We start from the raw sequence: 17,289 nt of genomic DNA on the forward strand, positions 1-17,289 counted from the left end.
GCACGTGTGCAGCCACCCTCCCCTCCAGGGGAGGGTGATTTATTCGCGTCACGTCGCTTCAGGATTCCGAGTGACTGGAATTGCGCGTCGCCGTCGAGGACGGCACCAGCACCGGACGCAATGACGGGATCAGTTGCGTGCGTTCGCGGCGCGCCGGGATCGCGCGATAGACCTGCTTGCTCGCTTCCACGATATGCACGCCGGCGAACGGCATCGACAGCGCCGCGCCGACCCGCTCCCACGCCATCGCCGAGCGCAGGAACCAACTGCCCTGCACCGGCGGCATGAACAGCGCCTCGCCCCATGACGCCGGCGTGAACCAGGTCTGCCGCAACAGCTGGGTGATCTGCGCCCGCGAATAGGGCCGGCCATGGCCGAACGGCGTGGCATCGGTGCGCGTCCAGACGCCGCGCCTGTTCGGAATGATCGCGATCAACCGCCCCGACGGCGACAGCACCCGCCACACCTCGCGCAGCAGCCGCTCGGGATCGTCGGACATCTCCAGCGCATGCACCAACAGTACGCGGTCGACCGCGGCATCCGGCAGCGGCATCGAGAATTCATCGATCAGGGTCGCCAGCGCAGGCCGGCCGGTCGGCCATTTCAGCACGCCCTGGGCCGCCGGCATGAAGGCGATGCAGCGCTCGCAGGTATCGCGGAACAGGCCGAGATAAGGTGTCGGATAGCCGAGCCCGAGCACGCGCAGGCCTTCCGCGTTCGGCCAACGCGCACGGATGCCGCGGTTGATCAGCTGCCGCGCCACGATGCCGAGGCGCTGCGAATAGAAGTCGCGGAGGTCGATGACGTCCATGATCCCAGCCTACCATGCCCGCTGCAGCCGGGGAGCGCCGAAATTTGCGTTGCCGCCGGAGCGTTAACGCCATATTTCACCCCTATATTGGGCGCGGTAAGAGCATGATCCCGAAACGGCGACGCCGGCTTTTCGAAAAGACCATACTCTGAAATGTCCGTCCCGTTTGTCCGTGGAGATATCATGACCGCCGAAATTCGCACCTTCAGCTGCCTCACCGACAATTTCGGGTACCTGATCCACGATCCCGTCACCAAGGCGACGGCATCGATCGACGCGCCGGAGGCCGGCCCGATCATCAAGGCGCTGGAGCGCGAAGGCTGGACGCTGACCGACATCCTGATCACCCATCACCATGGCGACCATGTCGGCGGCGTCGCCGAGCTGAAGCAGAAATACGGCTGCCGCGTCGTCGCCCCGCACGACAAGTCGGCCAAGATCGCCAATGTCGACTTGCGCGCCGCCAATGCCGACGTCATCAAGGTCGGCAGCCTGCTCGCGCGCGTGGTCGAGACTCCCGGCCATACACTCGACCATATCTCCTACGTGTTCGACGGCGAGAAGGCGGTGTTCGCCGCCGATACCCTGTTCTCGATCGGATGCGGCCGGGTGTTCGAAGGCACCTATCCCATGATGTGGGATTCGCTGCTGAAGCTGCGTTCGCTGCCGGACGATTTCCGCCTCTATTGCGGCCATGAATACACCGCCTCCAACGTGAAGTTCGCGCTCACCATCGAGGCCGACAATCCGCATTTGCAGGCCCGCGCCGAGGAAGTGACGAAGCTGCGGGCCGAGAACAAGCCGACGATTCCCGTGCTGCTGGGCGACGAGAAGAAGGCCAACGTGTTCCTGCGCGCCGACGAGCCTGTTGTCGCCGCCAAGCTGCACATGAAGGGCGCCGACCCGGCGCTGGTGTTCGGCGAGCTCCGCGAGCGCAAGAACAAGTCCTGATGTCACGGCTCTCTGCTGCCGACATCATCGCGCGGCTCGACCTGAAGCCGCACCCGGAAGGCGGGCATTATCGTGAGACGTTCCGCGACCAACGCCGTGACGCCGGTGGACGCGCGCATTCGACCGCGATCTACTTCCTGCTCGCGCGCGGCGAGCGCTCGCACTGGCATCGCATCGACGCCATCGAGATGTGGCACTACTACGCGGGCGCCCCACTGACGCTGAAGATTGCGCAGGACGGCGCCCCGCCGCATGCGATCACGCTCGGGCCGGATGTCGCGCGCGGCGAACAGCCACAGGCGATCGTGCCGGCGGGCGCCTGGCAGGCCGCGGAAAGCAGCGGCGACTGGACGCTGGTCGGCTGCACCGTGGCGCCGGGATTTGAATTTGCGAAGTTCGAGCTGGCGCCGAAGGGCTGGGAGCCGGCTTCGTAACGTTCTTACCCCGTCATCCTGAGGTGCTCGCGCAGCGAGCCTCGAAGGATGAATCGGCCCGGCTGGTGGCCGTCGACCCTTCGAGACGGCCGCGTTGCGGCCTCCTCAGGGTGACGGTGAAACAGGCTCGCTCTACTCAATCCTACGTTCTTTTGCCCCTAATCACGGAGCGAACGAGCCAACAGCTCAGCGATCTTCGCCGATAGTACCTGCGCATCGCCTGAAGCCAGCCCTGCCGCCTCCGGGTTGAAGTAGGGAGTCATGGAGACGTACAAGCCATCAGGAAGGGCGTATCGATAAGCCCGGCCGCCCACAATCTCATGAAGCTTGGACCAAGCACGCACATCCAATGCTCGCTTTGCCAAATAGAAATCTCGAAACGCGAGACTGCGCTGATCTTTGCGGAGCTCATCCGGATTCTCCAGGGAGTACTCGACGAGTATCGCGCCATACGTAGGGTTCAGAAGACGCGCCCAGTGGACGAACCTCCGGTACGCAATGTTGCCCAGCGTCCGGACTCTCGGGTCAAGACGCGCCGGCGGTCCGCAAAAGGCTTCGCCTTCGGTGCGCAATTCTATTACACCACCACGAACCGCCAATTGCTCAGCCAGCCCAGCGATTCCGATCACGTTCGAGGCCGTGAACTTTCTTCCCGCTCCCTCGAGCGGCGTCTCAGCTCTTACCTTGTCAAGCGCCTGCTTCAGGTTTGCTTCACCTACGAAATAGGCCAGCTCCAAAAACGGTGCGTCCAACATCATTTCCTTGTGGCGCTAGATATTGTGCTGATCTGTCTGTCTTTTGGATCGAAACTCGTCGCGAGCCATCCTCGTGGGATGGGTGGAGCGAAGCGATACTCATCGATCGTCACGCGACGAAGCATGATGGGTTTCGCTGCGCTCGACCCATCCTACATTCTTTTTCCTAGCACCATATCTTTCGCCGCGATCAGGCCGCCGCCGGCGATCAGGATCGCGGCGATGGCGATGTTGGCGCTGGGCTTGGCAAAACCCGCGGCAATCAGGAACGCGGTCGAGAGCAGCGGCGTGGCATAGGATGCGGCGCCGAGCACGCGGATGTCGCCGCGCTTCATGCCGATGTCCCAGGCGAAGAACGCCGCGCCCACCGGACCGATACCGAGCGCCGCGACGGCCAGCCATTGCAGCGGTGTCGCGGGCCACACCGTGGTTTCCACCAGCATGTGCACCAGTGCAGCGAGCAGGGCCGTGCCAAGGCAGAAGCCCGCCACCGCATCAGTCGGCACCGCCTTGAGCCGGCGCGACATCACCGAATAGGCGGCCCAGACGAACGCCGCGACGAATGCCGCCGCGAAGCCTGGAATCTGCGCTTGGGTGAAGGCGCCGGTGTTGCCGGCGAACAGCAGCACGGTACCGACAAGGCCAAGCAGCGCGCCGACGACGTGATGGATCGCAAGCCGCTCACCCGGCAAGAGCGACGAGAACAGCACGATCAGCAGCGGCCAGAGATAGTTGAGCAGGCCGGCCTCGGCCGGTGGCGCGAAACGCAGCGCCAGGAAATACAGCGCGTGATAGCCGAACAGCCCGCCGACACCGACGACCCAGGCGACCAGCGGCTGCTTCAATGCGCCGAATGCCGCGGGACGGAACAGGAAGCTTGCGAACGCGACCGCGGCGCCGATCGCAAACGTCATGGCGGCGAGCTGGAACGCCGGGATCGCCCCAGTCGCAACCGTCATGACCGACAGCAGCGACCACATAAGGATGGCGGTCAGTCCGACAAGGGTGGCAGTTCGGGTCGTCATCTGAACTCAATCCGTCGTGGCCGCCCCGGCCACGTCTCTGCTTCGCGCCTTGCGGTTGTAACGACGAAAATGCCCGGCACAAGGCCGGGCATCACGACGTGATTGATGGCGCCTGCGACGCGACGACGCGTCTTGCGTCAGGCGTGATACTGGCCGCCGTTCACGGTCAGCGTCGAGCCGGTGATGAAGCCGGCCTCGTCAGCCGCGAGGAAGACCACCGCGCGCGCGATTTCCTCGGGCTCGCCGAGCCGGTTCACCGGAATCTGCGGGATCACGTTCTTCTCGAGCACGTCCTTTGGCACCGCCTGCACCATCTCGGTGTTGATGTAGCCCGGGCAGATCACGTTGACGGTGATGCCGCCCTTGGCGTTCTCCAGCGCGAGCGCCTTGGTGAAGCCGATGTCGCCGGCCTTCGCCGCGGAGTAGTTGACCTGGCCGAACTGGCCCTTCTGGCCGTTGATCGAGGAGATCGAGATGACGCGGCCGAACTTGCGGGCGCGCATGCCCTCGATCACCTGGCGCGTCATGTTGAACAGCGAGCCGAGATTGGTGTTGATCACGGCATTCCACTGCTCCAGCGTCATCTTGTGGAATGCGGTATCCTTGGTGATACCGGCATTGTTGACGAGCACGTCGACCGGGCCGAGATCGGCCTCGACCTGCTTCACGCCGGCCGCGCAGGCGTCGAACGACGCGACGTCCCACTTGTAGACGGGGATTCCAGTATCCGCCTTGAACTTCTCCGCCGCGGCGTCGTTGCCGGCATAGCTTGCCGCCACCTTGTAGCCCGCCGCCTTCATCGCCTTGCTGATTGCAGCTCCAATGCCCCGCGTTCCGCCCGTCACCAATGCAACACGTGCCATGTCCGTCTCCTCCTTGGCCGTCTTTTATAACCGGATCACTCCGGTCCTCGCACTCACTCAACAAAGCGCGATGAGAATAGGCTGCATCGCCGTCGCGCTTTAGCTCCTTCTTTTGAGCATGATCTTTCGGAAAACCGCTTCATGCTCTCGAAACAAAAATGCCCGGCGTAAAGCCGGGCATCTTTTCTATCAGCTCGCGCCTTGGTTGACAGATGATCTTTTCATCACCTAACCGACCTCGCTGCCTCTTGTTCAGTCGCGTGCAACGCACATGGCGATGCCCATGCCGCCGCCGATGCACAGCGTCGCGAGGCCCTTCTTGGCATCGCGCTTCTGCATCTCGTGCAGCAGCGTCACCAGCACGCGGGCGCCCGACGCGCCGACCGGATGGCCGATCGCGATCGCGCCGCCATTGACGTTGACCTTGGCCGGATCCCAGCCGAGGTCCTTGTTGACGGCGCAGGCCTGCGCGGCGAACGCCTCGTTGGCCTCGATCAGGTCGAGGTCGGCGATGTTCCAGCCGGCCTTCTTCAGCGCGGCGCGCGAGGCGGGGATCGGCCCGGTGCCCATGATCTTGGGATCGACGCCGGCCTGGCCCCAGGAGACGATGCGGGCGAGCACCTTCTTGCCCTGCTTGGCGGCTTCCTTGGCGGTCATCAGCACGACGGCGGCGGCGCCGTCATTGATCCCCGAGGCGTTGCCGGCGGTCACGGTGCCGTCCTTCTCGAACGCCGCGCGGAGCTTGGCCATCGCATCGAGGGTCGCGCCATGGCGCGGATATTCGTCGGTGTCGACCACGATGTCGCCCTTGCGGGATTTGATGGTGACCGGGACGATCTCGTCCTTGAACCTGCCGGCCTTCTGCGCCGCCTCGGCCTTGTTCTGCGAACCGACCGCGAACTCGTCCTGCTGGGAGCGGGTGATCTGGTACTGCTTGGCGACGTTCTCGGCGGTGTTGCCCATGTGGTAGCCGTTGAAGGCATCCCACAGGCCGTCCTTGATCATGGTGTCGATCAGCTCGAGGCCGCCCATCTTGACGCCGCCGCGCAGATATTGCGCGTGCGGGGCCATGCTCATGGATTCCTGGCCGCCCGCGACCACGATCGAGGAATCGCCGTTGAGCAGCGCCTGGTAGCCGAGCGCCACCGTGCGCAGGCCCGAGCCGCAGAGCTGGTTGACGCCCCAGGCCGGGCTTTCCACCGGAATGCCGGCCGCGATCGAGGCCTGGCGGGCCGGATTCTGGCCCTGCGCCGCCGTGAGGATCTGGCCCATGATGACTTCGGAGACCTGACCACCCTCGACGCCGGCACGCTCCAGCGCCGCCTTGATGGCGATCGCGCCGAGGTCGTGGGCCGGCGTGGTGGCGAACGCGCCGTTGAAGCTGCCGACGGGGGTGCGGGCGGCGCTGACGATGACGACATCGTCTGACATGGACATCTCCTATGGGTTGTAGCTGGATTTCTCGACGGCGGGCGGCCGGTTTGCGCGCCTGTCTCTTAACGACTATCCTGTAAACCTCATTGAGCCATGTCAATCGCGCTGACGCGCAAATCGCGCCGCGACGCACTCAAAATGACGTCCTTGGCACTTTCCTGAGCAATGCCTTTGCTTTGGGATTAACCGTGCAGCACAAAACGGTAGCCGAACGGCTTTGAAAATGCTTACCTTTGCTGCGATGCGTTGCATTTAGCCCAGCGGCGATGCTGCCGGGTTCCAGGTCCTTCGGTGTTGAAGTGTGAGCCCATGGCAAAATCTGAACAACCGACCACGATCAAGAAATACGCGAACCGGCGGCTCTATAATACCGGTACGAGCACCTATGTGACGCTCGAGGATCTCGCGGCGATGGTGAAGGAAGGCGAGGATTTCCTCGTTTATGACGCCAAGACCGGCGATGACATCACCCGCTCCGTGCTCGCGCAGATCATCTTCGAACAGGAGAACAAGGCCGGGCAGAACCTGCTGCCGACCACCTTCCTGCGCCAGCTGATCCGCTTCTACGGCGACAGCATGCAGATGGTGGTGCCGAAATATCTCGAGCAGTCGATCGATACGCTGACCCGGGAACAGGAGAGATTCCGCAAGCAGATCGCGGGCGCGCTGAGCGGGACGCCGTTTGCTCCCCTGGAAGAACAGGTCCGCCGCAACATGGAGCTGTTCCAGCAGACCTTCTCGATGTTCAAGCCGTTCGTGCCGCAGCGCGGCGGCACCGAAGCCGAGAAGGCGCCGGAGCCCGCGGCCGACGACGGCAACATCGACGACCTTCGCCGCCAGATGAAGGACATGCAGGAGCGCCTCGAGCGCATGTCGCAGCCGACGAAGAAGGACGAGTAGGTCTCGTTCTTGCGCGCTACCCACTCCATCGGCGCCCCGGCGAATGCCGGGACCCATATGTGGACGGCCCCCGTGGCACAAGAGCTTTCTGGGATTGATCGGATCGCTTGCATCCATATGTCCGGCCTGTTGAGTGCGATCGAATGAATCGCTGGCCAAGATGGTTTGCGCGATGCGAGTTCCAAACAACCACGCGACCTGTTGACGGCCGATGGGTCCCACGGATTGTCTCGCATCGTTGCTCGATCGATCGCTCCATCTGCTCTTGCAGCTCCGGTCGGTCGGTCGGCGAGCGAGCCCGCCGGCCGGCCAATCTGTTAAGCGGTACCCGTCGTAGCGGCATTCAGCCGTGCGGCGTCATAACTCTCACCCGTCACCATCAGCTTCCAGGCGATGCGCGCCACCTTGTTGGCAAGCGCTACGGCCGCAAGCTTCGGCGGCTTGCGCTTGATCAGCGCCAGTAGCCAGCGCGAGTGATGACCGCGTCCGCGCCTGGCCTGCTGGATCACCGCCGTGGCCCCGACGACCAGCAGACGGCGCAGGTCCTCATCGCCCGCCCGCGTGATCTTGCCAAGCCTGGTCTTGCCTGCGGTGGAGTGGTCCTTGGGCGTGAGGCCGAGCCAAGCCGCAAAGTGACGACCTGAGCGGAACGCGGCCGGATCAGGTGTCTTCATCACCAGCATCGTTGCAATGATCGGACCGATCGACGGAATCTGCGCCAGGCGCCGGCCCGTGGCATCGCCGCGGTGCCAGGCCATCAGCTTGGCCTCAACCGCCTCCAACTCGTCCTCGAGCCTGACGCACTCCCGGCCCAGCATGGCAAACAGCTCGCGCGCCAGAGCGGGAAGCGTCTCGTCCTGCGCGATCCGCGCCAGCAGCGGTTCGATCGCCTCCAGCCCCTTGGGCGCGATCAGGCCATACTCCGCCGCATGGCCGCGGATCGTGTTGGTCAATTGGGTGCGCCGGGCGATCAGTCCGTCGCGGACCCCCATCAGCATCAGCGCAGCCTGCTGCTCGGCGCTTTTCACCGGCACAAAGCGCATGCTCGGCCGGCTCATCGCCTCACACAGGCCTTCTGCGTCTCGCCCGTCATTCTTGTTCCGCATCACGTAGGGCTTCACCAATTGCGGTGCCATCAGCTTCACCTCATGGCCCAGCCTGGAAAGCTCTCGCGCCCAATATTGCGACGCCCCGCAGGCCTCCATCCCGATCACCGTCGGCGGCAATTTGGCGAAGAACTCCAGCACGAGTTTGCGCGAAAGCTTCTTGCGTAAGACCGGCTGCTCGGACGCATCAACCCCATGCAGCACAAAAATATGCTTCGACGTATCCATCCCAATGCGGATAATCTGGTTCACGGACGGCTCCCATGTCTGAGATTTGCAACAACCTCATTCTGGCACACTGATGCCGTAGGGGGCCGTCCACACCATCAACCACAAATGCTTGTTGATTGAACGAGGCGTCTGCCAGGTCGCCTCATTGAGAAGCCGCGGCGTATGGGTCCGGGCTTCGCCGGGACGATACCGCTAATCTGGCCGAACAGATCAGCCCGCGGCGGGCACGGCCTTCTCCGCCGGCGCGTTCCACGGCCGGTCCGGCGAGGCGAGGCCGATCAGGCGGCCCTGGATGAAGTCGCAGCCCCATTCGCGCAGCATCACGGCGGCTTCTTCGTCCTGCACCCATTCGGCGACGGTCTTGATTTCAAGGCGGCGCGCGAGATCGATCAGCGTCTGCACGAAGGCGCGGTCGTCGGCCGATCGCACGATGTTCTGCACGAAGGCGCCGTCGATTTTGACAATATCGACACCGAGCTTGCGCAAATTGCGGAACGAGGTGTAGCCGGCGCCGAAATCGTCGATCGCGATCCGGCTGCCGAAATTCTTCAGCCGCGTGACGAAGCCGCGGACGTCGTCGATATCCTGGATCGCAACCGTCTCGGTGATCTCGACGATCAGCCGCTCGCCGACGCCGGGATGCGCGCGCATCAGCGATTCGATGGTGGCCCACCAGTCCGGATCCATCGTGGTGTCCGGCGAGATGTTGAGGCTGAGCTGAACGCCTGGAGCCGAGGCGAGCTCGGCGATCGCAAGCTCCAGCACGCGATGGTCGACCATCCGGATCAGGCCGAGCCGCTCGGCGACCGGCACGATATCGGGCGCAAGCAGCGCCCTGCCGTCTTCCTGCTCCATGCGGACCAGGCATTCGTAGAACGAAGGCTGCCGCGAGCGCGCATCGACCACCGGCTCGAAGCCGATCACGATGCGGCGCTCATTCAGCGCGGTGACGATCTCGTCGGTGACGCGGATGTTGACGCGGCGCTGGGCATCGCGCTCGACGTTCGGCTTCCACAGCGCGAACGATCCGGCGCGGCGGCTCTTGGCGGCGTCCAGCGTCTCCTGGGCGCGATTGACCGCCTCCTCCGCCGACTTCGCATGGCGCGGGATTGTGACGGCGCCGATCGAGACCGTCACCGACACCGGGCCGGACCTGGTCGGCACCACCTCGTCGCGCACCGCGGCGAGGAAACGCTCGGCGGCCACGTTGGTGTCGTCGACGGTACAGTTGCGCAGGATCAGCCCGAACTTGTTACCGGAGAAGCGGCCGAGCATGTCGCCGCTGCGCAGCCGCGCACGAATCCGTTTCGCCACCTCGGCGATGACGGCGTCCGCGACATCGAAGCCGAACGCATCGTTGACCCGCGCCAGATGATCGATGCCGATCAGCATGAAGGCGCAGGAGGTGCGGAAGCGCGCGCACTCCTCGATGGTCTCGGCGAGCGAGGCGATCAGATGGGTGCGGTTGAGCTCGTTGGTCAGCGGATCGTGCCGCGACAGCTTCACGAGCTGCTCGTCGCGCGCGTGCCGCTCATTGTTGATGCGAACGACGCCCTGCACGCGCGCCGGCCTGCCGTCGGCGCCCGCAAACCAGCAGCCGGTCTCCTCGATCCAGATCACCGGCGCCGAGGTGACGGCCCGCACGCCATATTCGATCCGGTAGGGCACGCCCTCGCCGCTCCGCGCCGGCGTAAGCTGGCCGAGCGCATCTGATCGAACCGAGCGCATCGGCTCGATCAGCTTTGCGAGCTCGCCGCCGCTCGCAAGCGCAGCGACCGGAATGTCCGGGAAGACCGTCGCCACATTGTCGCTCCAGGCAATCGCGTCGCTCGCCAGGTCCCAGGCGAATGTCGCTTGGCCGAGCGAGGCGAGGATGCTGGCAGCTGGCGGGACAGGGAGCATCGAACATGTCTCGATTTGGGACGGCAGCCGGTGATTCCACACAGCCCCAAGATAGTGGTTCCGGCGAATCCAACGCTAGGAGAACTTGATAAATAATCTGGAAACCACGTTTTCGACTGCCGCGGAACGAACTGGGGATGGCGGGCATGACCCTTGCCATGAGGATGTTGCAGACGGACGCAACGTCCCAAATGATGACGCTCCAACGGGTCGCAGGCGATGCGCGATATCGATCAATCAGAGGTCCTCGATGGCGAGTTCACAGACACTGCCGGGGCGACCGGCACGGCTCTGGTGCCGCTGGCGGCGACCACCCATTGGGCGCCCAAGGTCCCGCTGGCGCATGCCGATCCGTCGTTTGTGACCCATCTGATCGCCACCGCCGCCCACGAGCCGCAGACCTGCGAGCTGCGGCGTGGGTCATTGGCCGACGCGCAGAGCGCCTACGGCCCGCATCTCGACGAACGCCGCAGCGTCGCGCGGCGCACCAGGCAAATCATCTAGGAGGTCAAACGCTGCACTGCGATCAGCGGGCCTTGACCGGCCGGTTGCCGTGGCTGTCCTGCGGCACGCCGCGGCGCAGCGACATGTGGGAATGGATGCCGAGCCAGCGCCCGTCGGCCTGACGCGCGAGAATGATCGTCGCCCGTCCCGGCCGGTCGAAGCGGCTGCCGTCCGCATGGAAGCCGGTGCTCGTCCATGGCGTGATCACCGTCGCCATGCCGCCGTCGGCGCTGATCAGCACCTCAGTATGCGCGAGATCGAAGGCGAAATCCGCAGTGCGGGGCCAGACATTGTCCCATTGCATCTCGGTCCAGCGCGCGCGGCCGTGGATCAGTTCCTGATAGGTGCCGAACGAGATGATGTCCGAATGCCAGAACGGACGGGCGGCAGCATAGTCGACCGCCCTGACGCAAGCGGCGAACCGTTCCAGCCAGTCGAAGATCGATCGAGCGGTCGTCGAATCGGCGATCGGAAGGGCCGTTTCTCCGCTCATGATCGTCCTCGAAAGGGGTCTAGCGCTGCGGCGTGTCCGACGGTGGCTGGCCGCCCGGCTGCAAATCCGGCGAATTGACCGTGGGCTTGGGCGCGGACTGATCGAGCAGCACGGATTCCGCAACGGACGTCGCTGGCGGGACCGGCACGGCGGGCGCCGGCGTGACGACAGGCGCCGGCTCGGGCCGCTGCGGGGCAGGCTCCGCCGCAGGCGCGGGCCGCGGCGTCTCGACCGCTGCGGGCTGCGGCTTGCTGACCGGCACCGGTGCTGCGGGCGCGACCACCGCGCGGCGGCGGGTTCGCAGCGCAATTCCGGAAATGAAATCGACCAGCGCCAGCAGCGTCAGCAGGCAATAGGTCGAGTTGCCGAATTTCGGCCAGAGCACGAATTCGGCGGCCGCCGCGCCGAACACGATCAGCGACAGCAGATGGTCGGTGAGATATTTCGCGCCGGGGCGCGCGCCCTTGATGACTTCGAGCAGCAACAACAGCACGCCGACGGCAAGCAGCATGTCACTGAGCGTGATCTGCCACTGCTCGCCCGACAGCAATGTCAGCCTGATCAGCGGGTCCGTGAACGACACGCCGGGCATCAGGAAGGCGATGATGTTGTAGACCGCGAGCGGAACGAGCAGCAGCGGAAAACCGACCATCGGGGCTTGCGCCTTATTCAGGGAGAACCAGCTATGCGGCGATGCTCATTGGCCTCGCCGCCGACGCGCCCGTCTTGGCCGCACTCGTTGGCCGAATTCAGGCGCAGCGCCGTCTTGATTGGAGGATGATCTCCGCGCAAACGCCTCTGGCGTTTGTCGCGAGGGAAAACCGCTACGCACTTTTCCGGATCATGCTCCCGCCTCGGCGCGAAAGCCGAAGGTCCGATCAGGACTCTTCAGGACTCTTTCTTCGCCTTCAGGACCTGGCGGCCCTTGTACATGCCGGTCTTCAGGTCGAGGTGGTGCGGACGGCGCAGCTCGCCGGAGTCCTTGTCCTCGACATAGGTCGGGGTCTTGATCGCATCGGCCGAACGGCGCATGCCACGGCGCGACGGCGAGGTTTTTCTTCTGGGAACGGCCATGACGGTGTCCTCTAGGGTGTTGCGGAGGCATCGTCCGAAATGCGGACGGGCTCAGCGCTTCGAAGCGCAAGCTGCGATGCCGGTAAGGCCGCGCTTATAGAGGAAGGGACCGCGTAAATCTAGGCCCGGAGACAGCAAAATCCGCCCGAAATCGCGCTCAAGAGCCGCGATTTTCGCGCCAGCAGCGCGTCACGGAGTTGGCCCGGGCCATATAGGTGCCGGACAGCCTGCGGACCCCCGGACCCGGGTTCCGGGCACTCCTTTTGACCGGATTCGGCAGGATCGCCGCCAAAAGCGCCGCCTCCCGGGGTGACAGCTCTGCCGCCGACCGGCCAAAGGCATATTGGGCACCGGCCTCGGCCCCGAACTGGCCGGACGGCCCCATTTCCGCGATGTTGAGGTAGATTTCGAGGATCCGCTGCTTCGGCAGCACGAAATCGATCCACAGCGCCAGCGGCAGTTCCAGCCCCTTGCGGATCACGCTGCGGCCGGGCCACAGGAACAGGTTCTTGGCCACCTGCTGCGTGATGGTCGAGCCGCCGCGGGCCGCCTCACCATCCCCGGCGTCGTCGATCACCTCGCGCAGCGCCCCCCAATCGACGCCCCGGTGCTTGCAGAAATGGGCGTCCTCCGCGCCGACCACGGACCGCGGAAGATAGGGCGACATCGCGCTGAAATCGATCCAATGCCGTGTGACCGGGGCCCCTCGCAGGGTCCGCCACGCCATCAGGGCCGAAACTGGCTGACCGGTGCGGTAGAACGGCGTCACCAGATAGGGCAGCAACAGCAGGGCCAGCAAAAGCAGCAATAAAATCCGGACAATGCGCAAAGCTGGGGTTTCCGGGGAGAACCTTTCCAGGGAGGATTTCGGACCCGCCCGCCCGAACACGGCCGGCGCCATCAGACGTCTGCGGGATAATTCACGGTTTTTCCAGCACTTTTAAGGCGCAATCCGCCGCAGGGCGGGAATTGACGAAGCCGATCCCATCAACGATTGTCCGGCCGAAAATCGATCTGGAGCAATTCTTAATGACGACCGGTACTGCAGAGTTTTCCAAGCGGCTGGACCAGACCGCGGAGGATACCGAAGCCCTGCTCGCCAAACTACTGTCCGATGCGACCGAGAGCGACGAGATCGTGCGCCCGAAGCGGCTGATCGAGGCCATGCGCTATTCGAGCCTCGGCGGTGGCAAGCGGCTACGGCCGTTCCTCGCGGTCGAGAGCGCCGCGGTGTTCGGCATCCCGCGCGAATCCGCCCTGCTGGTGGGCGCAGCGCTCGAATGCATCCACTGCTATTCGCTGATCCACGACGATCTGCCCGCGATGGACAATTCCGATCTGCGCCGCGGCCGCCCGACCCTGCACAAGGCCTATGACGACGCCACCGCGATCCTCGCCGGCGACGCGCTGCTGACGATTGCCTTCGACATCATTACCCGCGATGCGATCCACAAGGACGCCCAGGTGCGCCTGCTGTTGACCCGTGCGCTGGCGCGCGCCGCCGGCGTCGGCGGCATGGCCGGCGGCCAGATCCTCGATCTCGCCGGCGAAGGCCGCTTCGGCGACCGCGAGCCGGTCGACGTCGCGCGCCTGCAGCAGATGAAGACCGGCGCGCTGCTCCGCTTCGGCTGCATCGCCGGCGCGATCCTCGGCCAGTCCTCGCAGAAGGAATACCAGGCGCTCGACGATTACGGCAAAGCGCTCGGCGAGGCCTTCCAGATCGCCGACGATCTGCTCGACGTCGAGGGCGACGCCGCCGCACTCGGCAAGCCGGCCGGCGCCGATGCCGCGCTCGGCAAGACCACATTCGTCACCCAGCTCGGCATCGACGGCGCCAAGCAGCGCGTCAGTGACCTGCTGGCCCGCGCCGACGCCGCACTGTCGGTGTTCGGCAACCGGGGCGACGTGCTGCGCGCGGCCGCCCGCTTCGTCGCCGAGCGCAAGAACTAGCTGAAAGCAAAGCGCGAAATGAGCGAGGAGTTCGACGATCGCCTTGTTCGTTTCCGCAAGCTGCCGCTGCCGGTCCGCATCGTCGTGGGCCGGCCGCGCACCTTCGTTTCGGTCGCGGTCGGCATCGCCGTCGCGCTGCTGATGCCGGGATCGATGCGCCTCGTCACCCGCATGCTGGCCGGCTGGGACGCCTTCGCCGCGCTCTATCTCGTGCTCGCCTATGTGATGATGCTGCGCTGTGGCGTCGCCCACATCAAGCGCAGCGCCATATTGCAGGACGATGGCCGTTTCCTGATCCTGCTGCTGACCGCATTCGGCGCGCTGGCGAGCCTGCTGGCCATCGTATTCGAACTCGGCGCATCAAAGGGCAACCCAGCCGGACTGGCGGTGGCAATCCTCACCATCACGCTGTCATGGACGGCGGTCCACAGCGCGTTCGCGCTGCACTACGCCCATGAGTTCTACCGCGGCAAGACGCCCGGCGGATTGCAGTTTCCGAGCGGCGATGCGCATACCGACGCCGATTACTGGGATTTCGTCTATTTCTCGTTCGTGATCGGCATGACCGCGCAGGTCTCCGACGTCGGCATCACCGACAAGATCATCCGCCGCACCGCGACCGTGCACGGCATCATCTCGTTCGTGTTCAACACCGCGCTGCTGGCCCTGATGGTGAATATCGCCGCCAGCGCAATCTAGCCGCTGAGAGCTAGAGGGTGATGAGATTAGGTTTGATCTGGAGCGGCGGCGGAAATTCACCCCTCCCTTGGGAGAGGTCGGCGCGTAGCGCCGGGTGAGGGGTTACGCTTTCTCATTGGAGCCGCGGCCCCTCACCCGATTTGCTGCGCAAATCGACCTCTCCCCAATGGGGAGAGGTGAGCCCAGTCTGCGGTCCCGATTCAACCCAAACTCGTCCTGCTCTAGTTGCAGACCTCGACATTGCCGACGTTGCCGCCGGGGCCGCCGCCGCCGCGATATTCGAGATGGCAGCCGCGCCTGACGGGACGGCACAGATAGGCATCGCACATGATCTGACCACTGCCGCCGCCTTCCGCCCTTGCACGGCGCTGCGGGCGCGGAATTTCTGCGGACGGAACCTGTGGCTCGCGCTGCGGACGCAAGGCGCGTTCGTGGTCACGGCGCGACGGACGCTCGTCGCTGTCGCGCTTGGCGGCCGGCTTCCGCTCACGCCGCTTCTCGCACTCATTGTCGTCGTTGAGGAACGAGCCCTCGGCGCACACGATCCTGCTGCAGCGGTCGCCGTCAACCTTGTAGCCGCGCTCGCAGACCAGCGGACAGACCCGGGACTGCTGCAGCTTGACGGCATCGAGGGTATCGACGCTGGCGGTCTTGATGTCGAGCTTGGTGCCGGCATAGCGGTTGAACAACGTCAGCGAGCGCTGCGAGGCTGCGTTCCAGTCGCCATCGACGGTACCGGTCAGGCAGCCGACCCGGCGCAATTCGGTCTGCACCGATTTGACCACGTCCACCTCGGGCGACCCGGTGGCCAATGCGGCCACGGTCGTGGTCTTCTCGGGAGCAGCCGGCGGAGCCGCCGCTGCGGCCGCAGCCTGCGTTGCCGCTTGATCGGGAACCGCCTTGTTCGTCGCGGCGCGATCGGAGAGCGCAGCATCCGCCTGGCGCTTCTGCTCGGCGGCCGCGGCCTGTTCCTGTGCGACCTGCTTGGCCCGTTCCGCGGCCAGACGCGCCGCTTCGGCAGCCTTCGCGTCGGCCTCGGCCTTGGCCTGCTGCGCCTTCTGCGCGCCCTCGGCGGCGAGCCGGGCGCGCTCCTGCTCGGCCAGACGCGCCTTCTCGGTGGCGGCCACGCGCGCCTCCTCGGCGGTGAACTTCTCCAGCTGCAACCTGGCGAGGTTGGCGTAGTAGCCGCTCGGATATTGGGCAAGGAAAGCGTTCATCGCGCTCTTATTGCCGATCTGCAGCGCCAGCTCGTAATCGCGACGGGCCTCCGACTGCGGCGTCGGTGCCGGCGCAACCGGCGGGGCAGCGGCAGCGGCGGGCGCCGGCTTGGCCGGTGCCGGCACCAGCGGCACGTCCTCACCGCCGAGCGAGCCGTAGACGAACGGCTCCTGGCGGTTGTTGGTGGTCTTCAGCACCTCGTCGCGGACATAGCCGAAGGCGCGGCGGACATCGAGACCGGGGGTCGGCAGGAACTTCGACAGCGCGATCGTGAACGGGCTGTTCTTGCCGTCGCCGTCGGCTGCGGTCGAGCCGGCCTTCGCGGAATAGGCGATCAGCACGTTCGGGCTGGTCGGCTCGACCTTGGCGAGCCCCTGCCCGATCGCCCGGGTCGCCAGCGTCCGCTTCATGGTCTTGGCAAACGGATTGTCGCGGCAGGCATCGAGGATCACCAGCCGCAGTCGCCTAGCCGGCTCGATCGCGACCAGGATGCGGTCGAGCGAAAACGCCTCGTCATAGACGTCGGTATCGCGCTCCAGCCGGGCGTCGACCGGGATCAGGTAATTGGCGCCGTCCACCTCGATGCCGTGGCCGGCGTAATAGACCAGCGCGATATCGGCATCGCGGGCGAGGTCGGCGAATTCGCGCAGCGCGCGGCGGGTCTCGACGGCCGGGAGGTCCTTGCGGAAGTCGACCACGTCGAAGCCGGCATTCTTCAACGTCGCGGCCATCACCGAGGCGTCGTTGACCGGGTTGGCCAGCGGCGCCGTGTTCCGATAGGCCGAGTTGCCAAGCACCAGCGCCACGCGCTTCTCGGCGAAGGCGGGCTGGCAGGCGATCAGCAGCAAGGCCGCGACGGCGAGCAGCAACCGATTCAAGCTCAAGAACCCAGACCCGTTCATGGCGACACTCTGGCCGTTTCTAGCATGCAGGTCCGTT

At 65.2% G+C, this 17,289-nt stretch carries 18 protein-coding genes; 6 read left to right on the forward strand and 12 right to left on the reverse strand.

All coding sequences use genetic code 11. The features are described from left to right. Positions 1-58 precede the first annotated feature (58 nt). Positions 59-811: a class I SAM-dependent methyltransferase gene (locus ACVW1C_RS17935; protein ID WP_456759561.1), complete on the reverse strand. Its 753-nt coding sequence runs from the start codon at positions 809-811 to the stop codon at positions 59-61. A 183-nt stretch (positions 812-994) separates the two neighbouring features. Between ACVW1C_RS17935 and gloB the strand changes: the two genes are divergently transcribed. After that, positions 995-1,762 (forward strand): hydroxyacylglutathione hydrolase, encoded by a 768-nt coding sequence (gene gloB / locus ACVW1C_RS17940; RefSeq protein WP_456759562.1) that lies wholly within the window; start codon positions 995-997, stop codon positions 1,760-1,762. Beyond that, positions 1,762-2,196: a cupin domain-containing protein gene (locus tag ACVW1C_RS17945; RefSeq protein ID WP_456759563.1), complete on the forward strand. Its 435-nt coding sequence runs from the start codon at positions 1,762-1,764 to the stop codon at positions 2,194-2,196. Before gloB ends, ACVW1C_RS17945 begins: the two co-directional genes overlap by 1 nt. A gap of 158 nt (positions 2,197-2,354) precedes the next feature. On the opposite strand, the gene ACVW1C_RS17950 is transcribed toward ACVW1C_RS17945, so the two are convergent. The 4 genes from ACVW1C_RS17950 to ACVW1C_RS17965 all read right to left on the reverse strand — a co-directional run bounded on the left by ACVW1C_RS17950 (position 2,355) and on the right by ACVW1C_RS17965 (position 6,270). Then, on the reverse strand, positions 2,355-2,948 hold the full coding sequence (locus ACVW1C_RS17950) for a hypothetical protein (protein WP_456759564.1): 594 nt from the start codon (positions 2,946-2,948) through the stop codon (positions 2,355-2,357). Between the two features lie 155 nt (positions 2,949-3,103). After that, positions 3,104-3,976, reverse strand: coding sequence for an aromatic amino acid exporter YddG (yddG, locus tag ACVW1C_RS17955; protein ID WP_456759565.1), 873 nt, complete (start codon positions 3,974-3,976; stop codon positions 3,104-3,106). Between the two features lie 137 nt (positions 3,977-4,113). Then, positions 4,114-4,839, reverse strand: coding sequence for an acetoacetyl-CoA reductase (gene phbB / locus ACVW1C_RS17960; protein WP_456759566.1), 726 nt, complete (start codon positions 4,837-4,839; stop codon positions 4,114-4,116). Positions 4,840-5,091: 252 nt separating this feature from the next. Beyond that, positions 5,092-6,270 (reverse strand): acetyl-CoA C-acetyltransferase, encoded by a 1,179-nt coding sequence (locus tag ACVW1C_RS17965; RefSeq protein ID WP_456759567.1) that lies wholly within the window; start codon positions 6,268-6,270, stop codon positions 5,092-5,094. 312 nt (positions 6,271-6,582) lie between these two features. Here ACVW1C_RS17965 and phaR point away from each other — a divergent pair, with 312 nt between their 5' ends. Further along, positions 6,583-7,173, forward strand: a complete 591-nt coding sequence (gene phaR / locus ACVW1C_RS17970; RefSeq protein ID WP_176528494.1) for a polyhydroxyalkanoate synthesis repressor PhaR — start codon at positions 6,583-6,585, stop codon at positions 7,171-7,173. Positions 7,174-7,490: 317 nt separating this feature from the next. Here the strand turns inward: phaR and ACVW1C_RS17975 are convergent, their stop codons facing one another. Next, on the reverse strand, positions 7,491-8,531 hold the full coding sequence (locus ACVW1C_RS17975) for an IS110 family RNA-guided transposase (RefSeq protein WP_456759367.1): 1,041 nt from the start codon (positions 8,529-8,531) through the stop codon (positions 7,491-7,493). 189 nt (positions 8,532-8,720) lie between these two features. Then, positions 8,721-10,412: a putative bifunctional diguanylate cyclase/phosphodiesterase gene (locus ACVW1C_RS17980; RefSeq protein ID WP_456759568.1), complete on the reverse strand. Its 1,692-nt coding sequence runs from the start codon at positions 10,410-10,412 to the stop codon at positions 8,721-8,723. 219 nt (positions 10,413-10,631) lie between these two features. Between ACVW1C_RS17980 and ACVW1C_RS17985 the strand changes: the two genes are divergently transcribed. Then, complete coding sequence (locus ACVW1C_RS17985; protein ID WP_456759569.1) at positions 10,632-10,916, forward strand: hypothetical protein; 285 nt, start codon at positions 10,632-10,634, stop codon at positions 10,914-10,916. 22 nt (positions 10,917-10,938) lie between these two features. Here ACVW1C_RS17985 and ACVW1C_RS17990 read toward each other — a convergent pair whose 3' ends face one another. From ACVW1C_RS17990 to mtgA, 4 genes are all read right to left on the reverse strand, one after another. Further along, positions 10,939-11,409: a YybH family protein gene (locus tag ACVW1C_RS17990; protein WP_456759570.1), complete on the reverse strand. Its 471-nt coding sequence runs from the start codon at positions 11,407-11,409 to the stop codon at positions 10,939-10,941. A gap of 19 nt (positions 11,410-11,428) precedes the next feature. Then, positions 11,429-12,061, reverse strand: a complete 633-nt coding sequence (locus tag ACVW1C_RS17995) for a hypothetical protein (RefSeq protein WP_456759571.1) — start codon at positions 12,059-12,061, stop codon at positions 11,429-11,431. A 236-nt stretch (positions 12,062-12,297) separates the two neighbouring features. Then, positions 12,298-12,483: a 50S ribosomal protein L32 gene (rpmF, locus tag ACVW1C_RS18000; protein ID WP_021077536.1), complete on the reverse strand. Its 186-nt coding sequence runs from the start codon at positions 12,481-12,483 to the stop codon at positions 12,298-12,300. A 157-nt stretch (positions 12,484-12,640) separates the two neighbouring features. Continuing rightward, entirely contained in the window at positions 12,641-13,312 is a 672-nt protein-coding gene (mtgA, locus tag ACVW1C_RS18005) for a monofunctional biosynthetic peptidoglycan transglycosylase (protein WP_456763112.1), read from the reverse strand. 200 nt (positions 13,313-13,512) lie between these two features. Here mtgA and ACVW1C_RS18010 point away from each other — a divergent pair, with 200 nt between their 5' ends. Together ACVW1C_RS18010 and ACVW1C_RS18015 are read left to right on the forward strand one after the other, a co-directional pair. Next, positions 13,513-14,433 (forward strand): polyprenyl synthetase family protein, encoded by a 921-nt coding sequence (locus tag ACVW1C_RS18010; RefSeq protein ID WP_456759572.1) that lies wholly within the window; start codon positions 13,513-13,515, stop codon positions 14,431-14,433. 18 nt (positions 14,434-14,451) lie between these two features. Then, entirely contained in the window at positions 14,452-15,132 is a 681-nt protein-coding gene (locus ACVW1C_RS18015; protein ID WP_456759573.1) for a DUF1345 domain-containing protein, read from the forward strand. Positions 15,133-15,353: 221 nt separating this feature from the next. On the opposite strand, the gene ACVW1C_RS18020 is transcribed toward ACVW1C_RS18015, so the two are convergent. Next, a complete protein-coding gene (locus ACVW1C_RS18020) occupies positions 15,354-17,252 on the reverse strand; it encodes a caspase family protein (protein WP_456759574.1) in 1,899 nt (632 codons plus the stop codon). Positions 17,253-17,289 lie beyond the last annotated feature (37 nt).

The sequence above is a fragment of the Bradyrhizobium sp. USDA 4011 genome (genome assembly GCF_054063415.1).

Bases quoted from the DNA above. Each gene is read 5' to 3' on its own strand.
- ACVW1C_RS18010 (WP_456759572.1), top strand. From the start codon at position 13,513: ATGACGACCGGTACTGCAGAGTTTTCCAAGCGGCTGGACCAGACCGCG.
- ACVW1C_RS17985 (WP_456759569.1), top strand. From the start codon at position 10,632: ATGCGCGATATCGATCAATCAGAGGTCCTCGATGGCGAGTTCACAGAC.
- gloB (WP_456759562.1), top strand. From the start codon at position 995: ATGACCGCCGAAATTCGCACCTTCAGCTGCCTCACCGACAATTTCGGG.
- phaR (WP_176528494.1), top strand. From the start codon at position 6,583: ATGGCAAAATCTGAACAACCGACCACGATCAAGAAATACGCGAACCGG.
- phbB (WP_456759566.1), bottom strand. From the start codon at position 4,839: ATGGCACGTGTTGCATTGGTGACGGGCGGAACGCGGGGCATTGGAGCT.
- ACVW1C_RS18015 (WP_456759573.1), top strand. From the start codon at position 14,452: ATGAGCGAGGAGTTCGACGATCGCCTTGTTCGTTTCCGCAAGCTGCCG.
- ACVW1C_RS17990 (WP_456759570.1), bottom strand. From the start codon at position 11,409: ATGAGCGGAGAAACGGCCCTTCCGATCGCCGATTCGACGACCGCTCGA.
- ACVW1C_RS17935 (WP_456759561.1), bottom strand. From the start codon at position 811: ATGGACGTCATCGACCTCCGCGACTTCTATTCGCAGCGCCTCGGCATC.
- ACVW1C_RS17945 (WP_456759563.1), top strand. From the start codon at position 1,762: ATGTCACGGCTCTCTGCTGCCGACATCATCGCGCGGCTCGACCTGAAG.
- rpmF (WP_021077536.1), bottom strand. From the start codon at position 12,483: ATGGCCGTTCCCAGAAGAAAAACCTCGCCGTCGCGCCGTGGCATGCGC.
- yddG (WP_456759565.1), bottom strand. From the start codon at position 3,976: ATGACGACCCGAACTGCCACCCTTGTCGGACTGACCGCCATCCTTATG.
- ACVW1C_RS17995 (WP_456759571.1), bottom strand. From the start codon at position 12,061: ATGGTCGGTTTTCCGCTGCTGCTCGTTCCGCTCGCGGTCTACAACATC.
- ACVW1C_RS17980 (WP_456759568.1), bottom strand. From the start codon at position 10,412: ATGCTCCCTGTCCCGCCAGCTGCCAGCATCCTCGCCTCGCTCGGCCAA.
- ACVW1C_RS17965 (WP_456759567.1), bottom strand. From the start codon at position 6,270: ATGTCAGACGATGTCGTCATCGTCAGCGCCGCCCGCACCCCCGTCGGC.
- ACVW1C_RS18020 (WP_456759574.1), bottom strand. From the start codon at position 17,252: ATGAACGGGTCTGGGTTCTTGAGCTTGAATCGGTTGCTGCTCGCCGTC.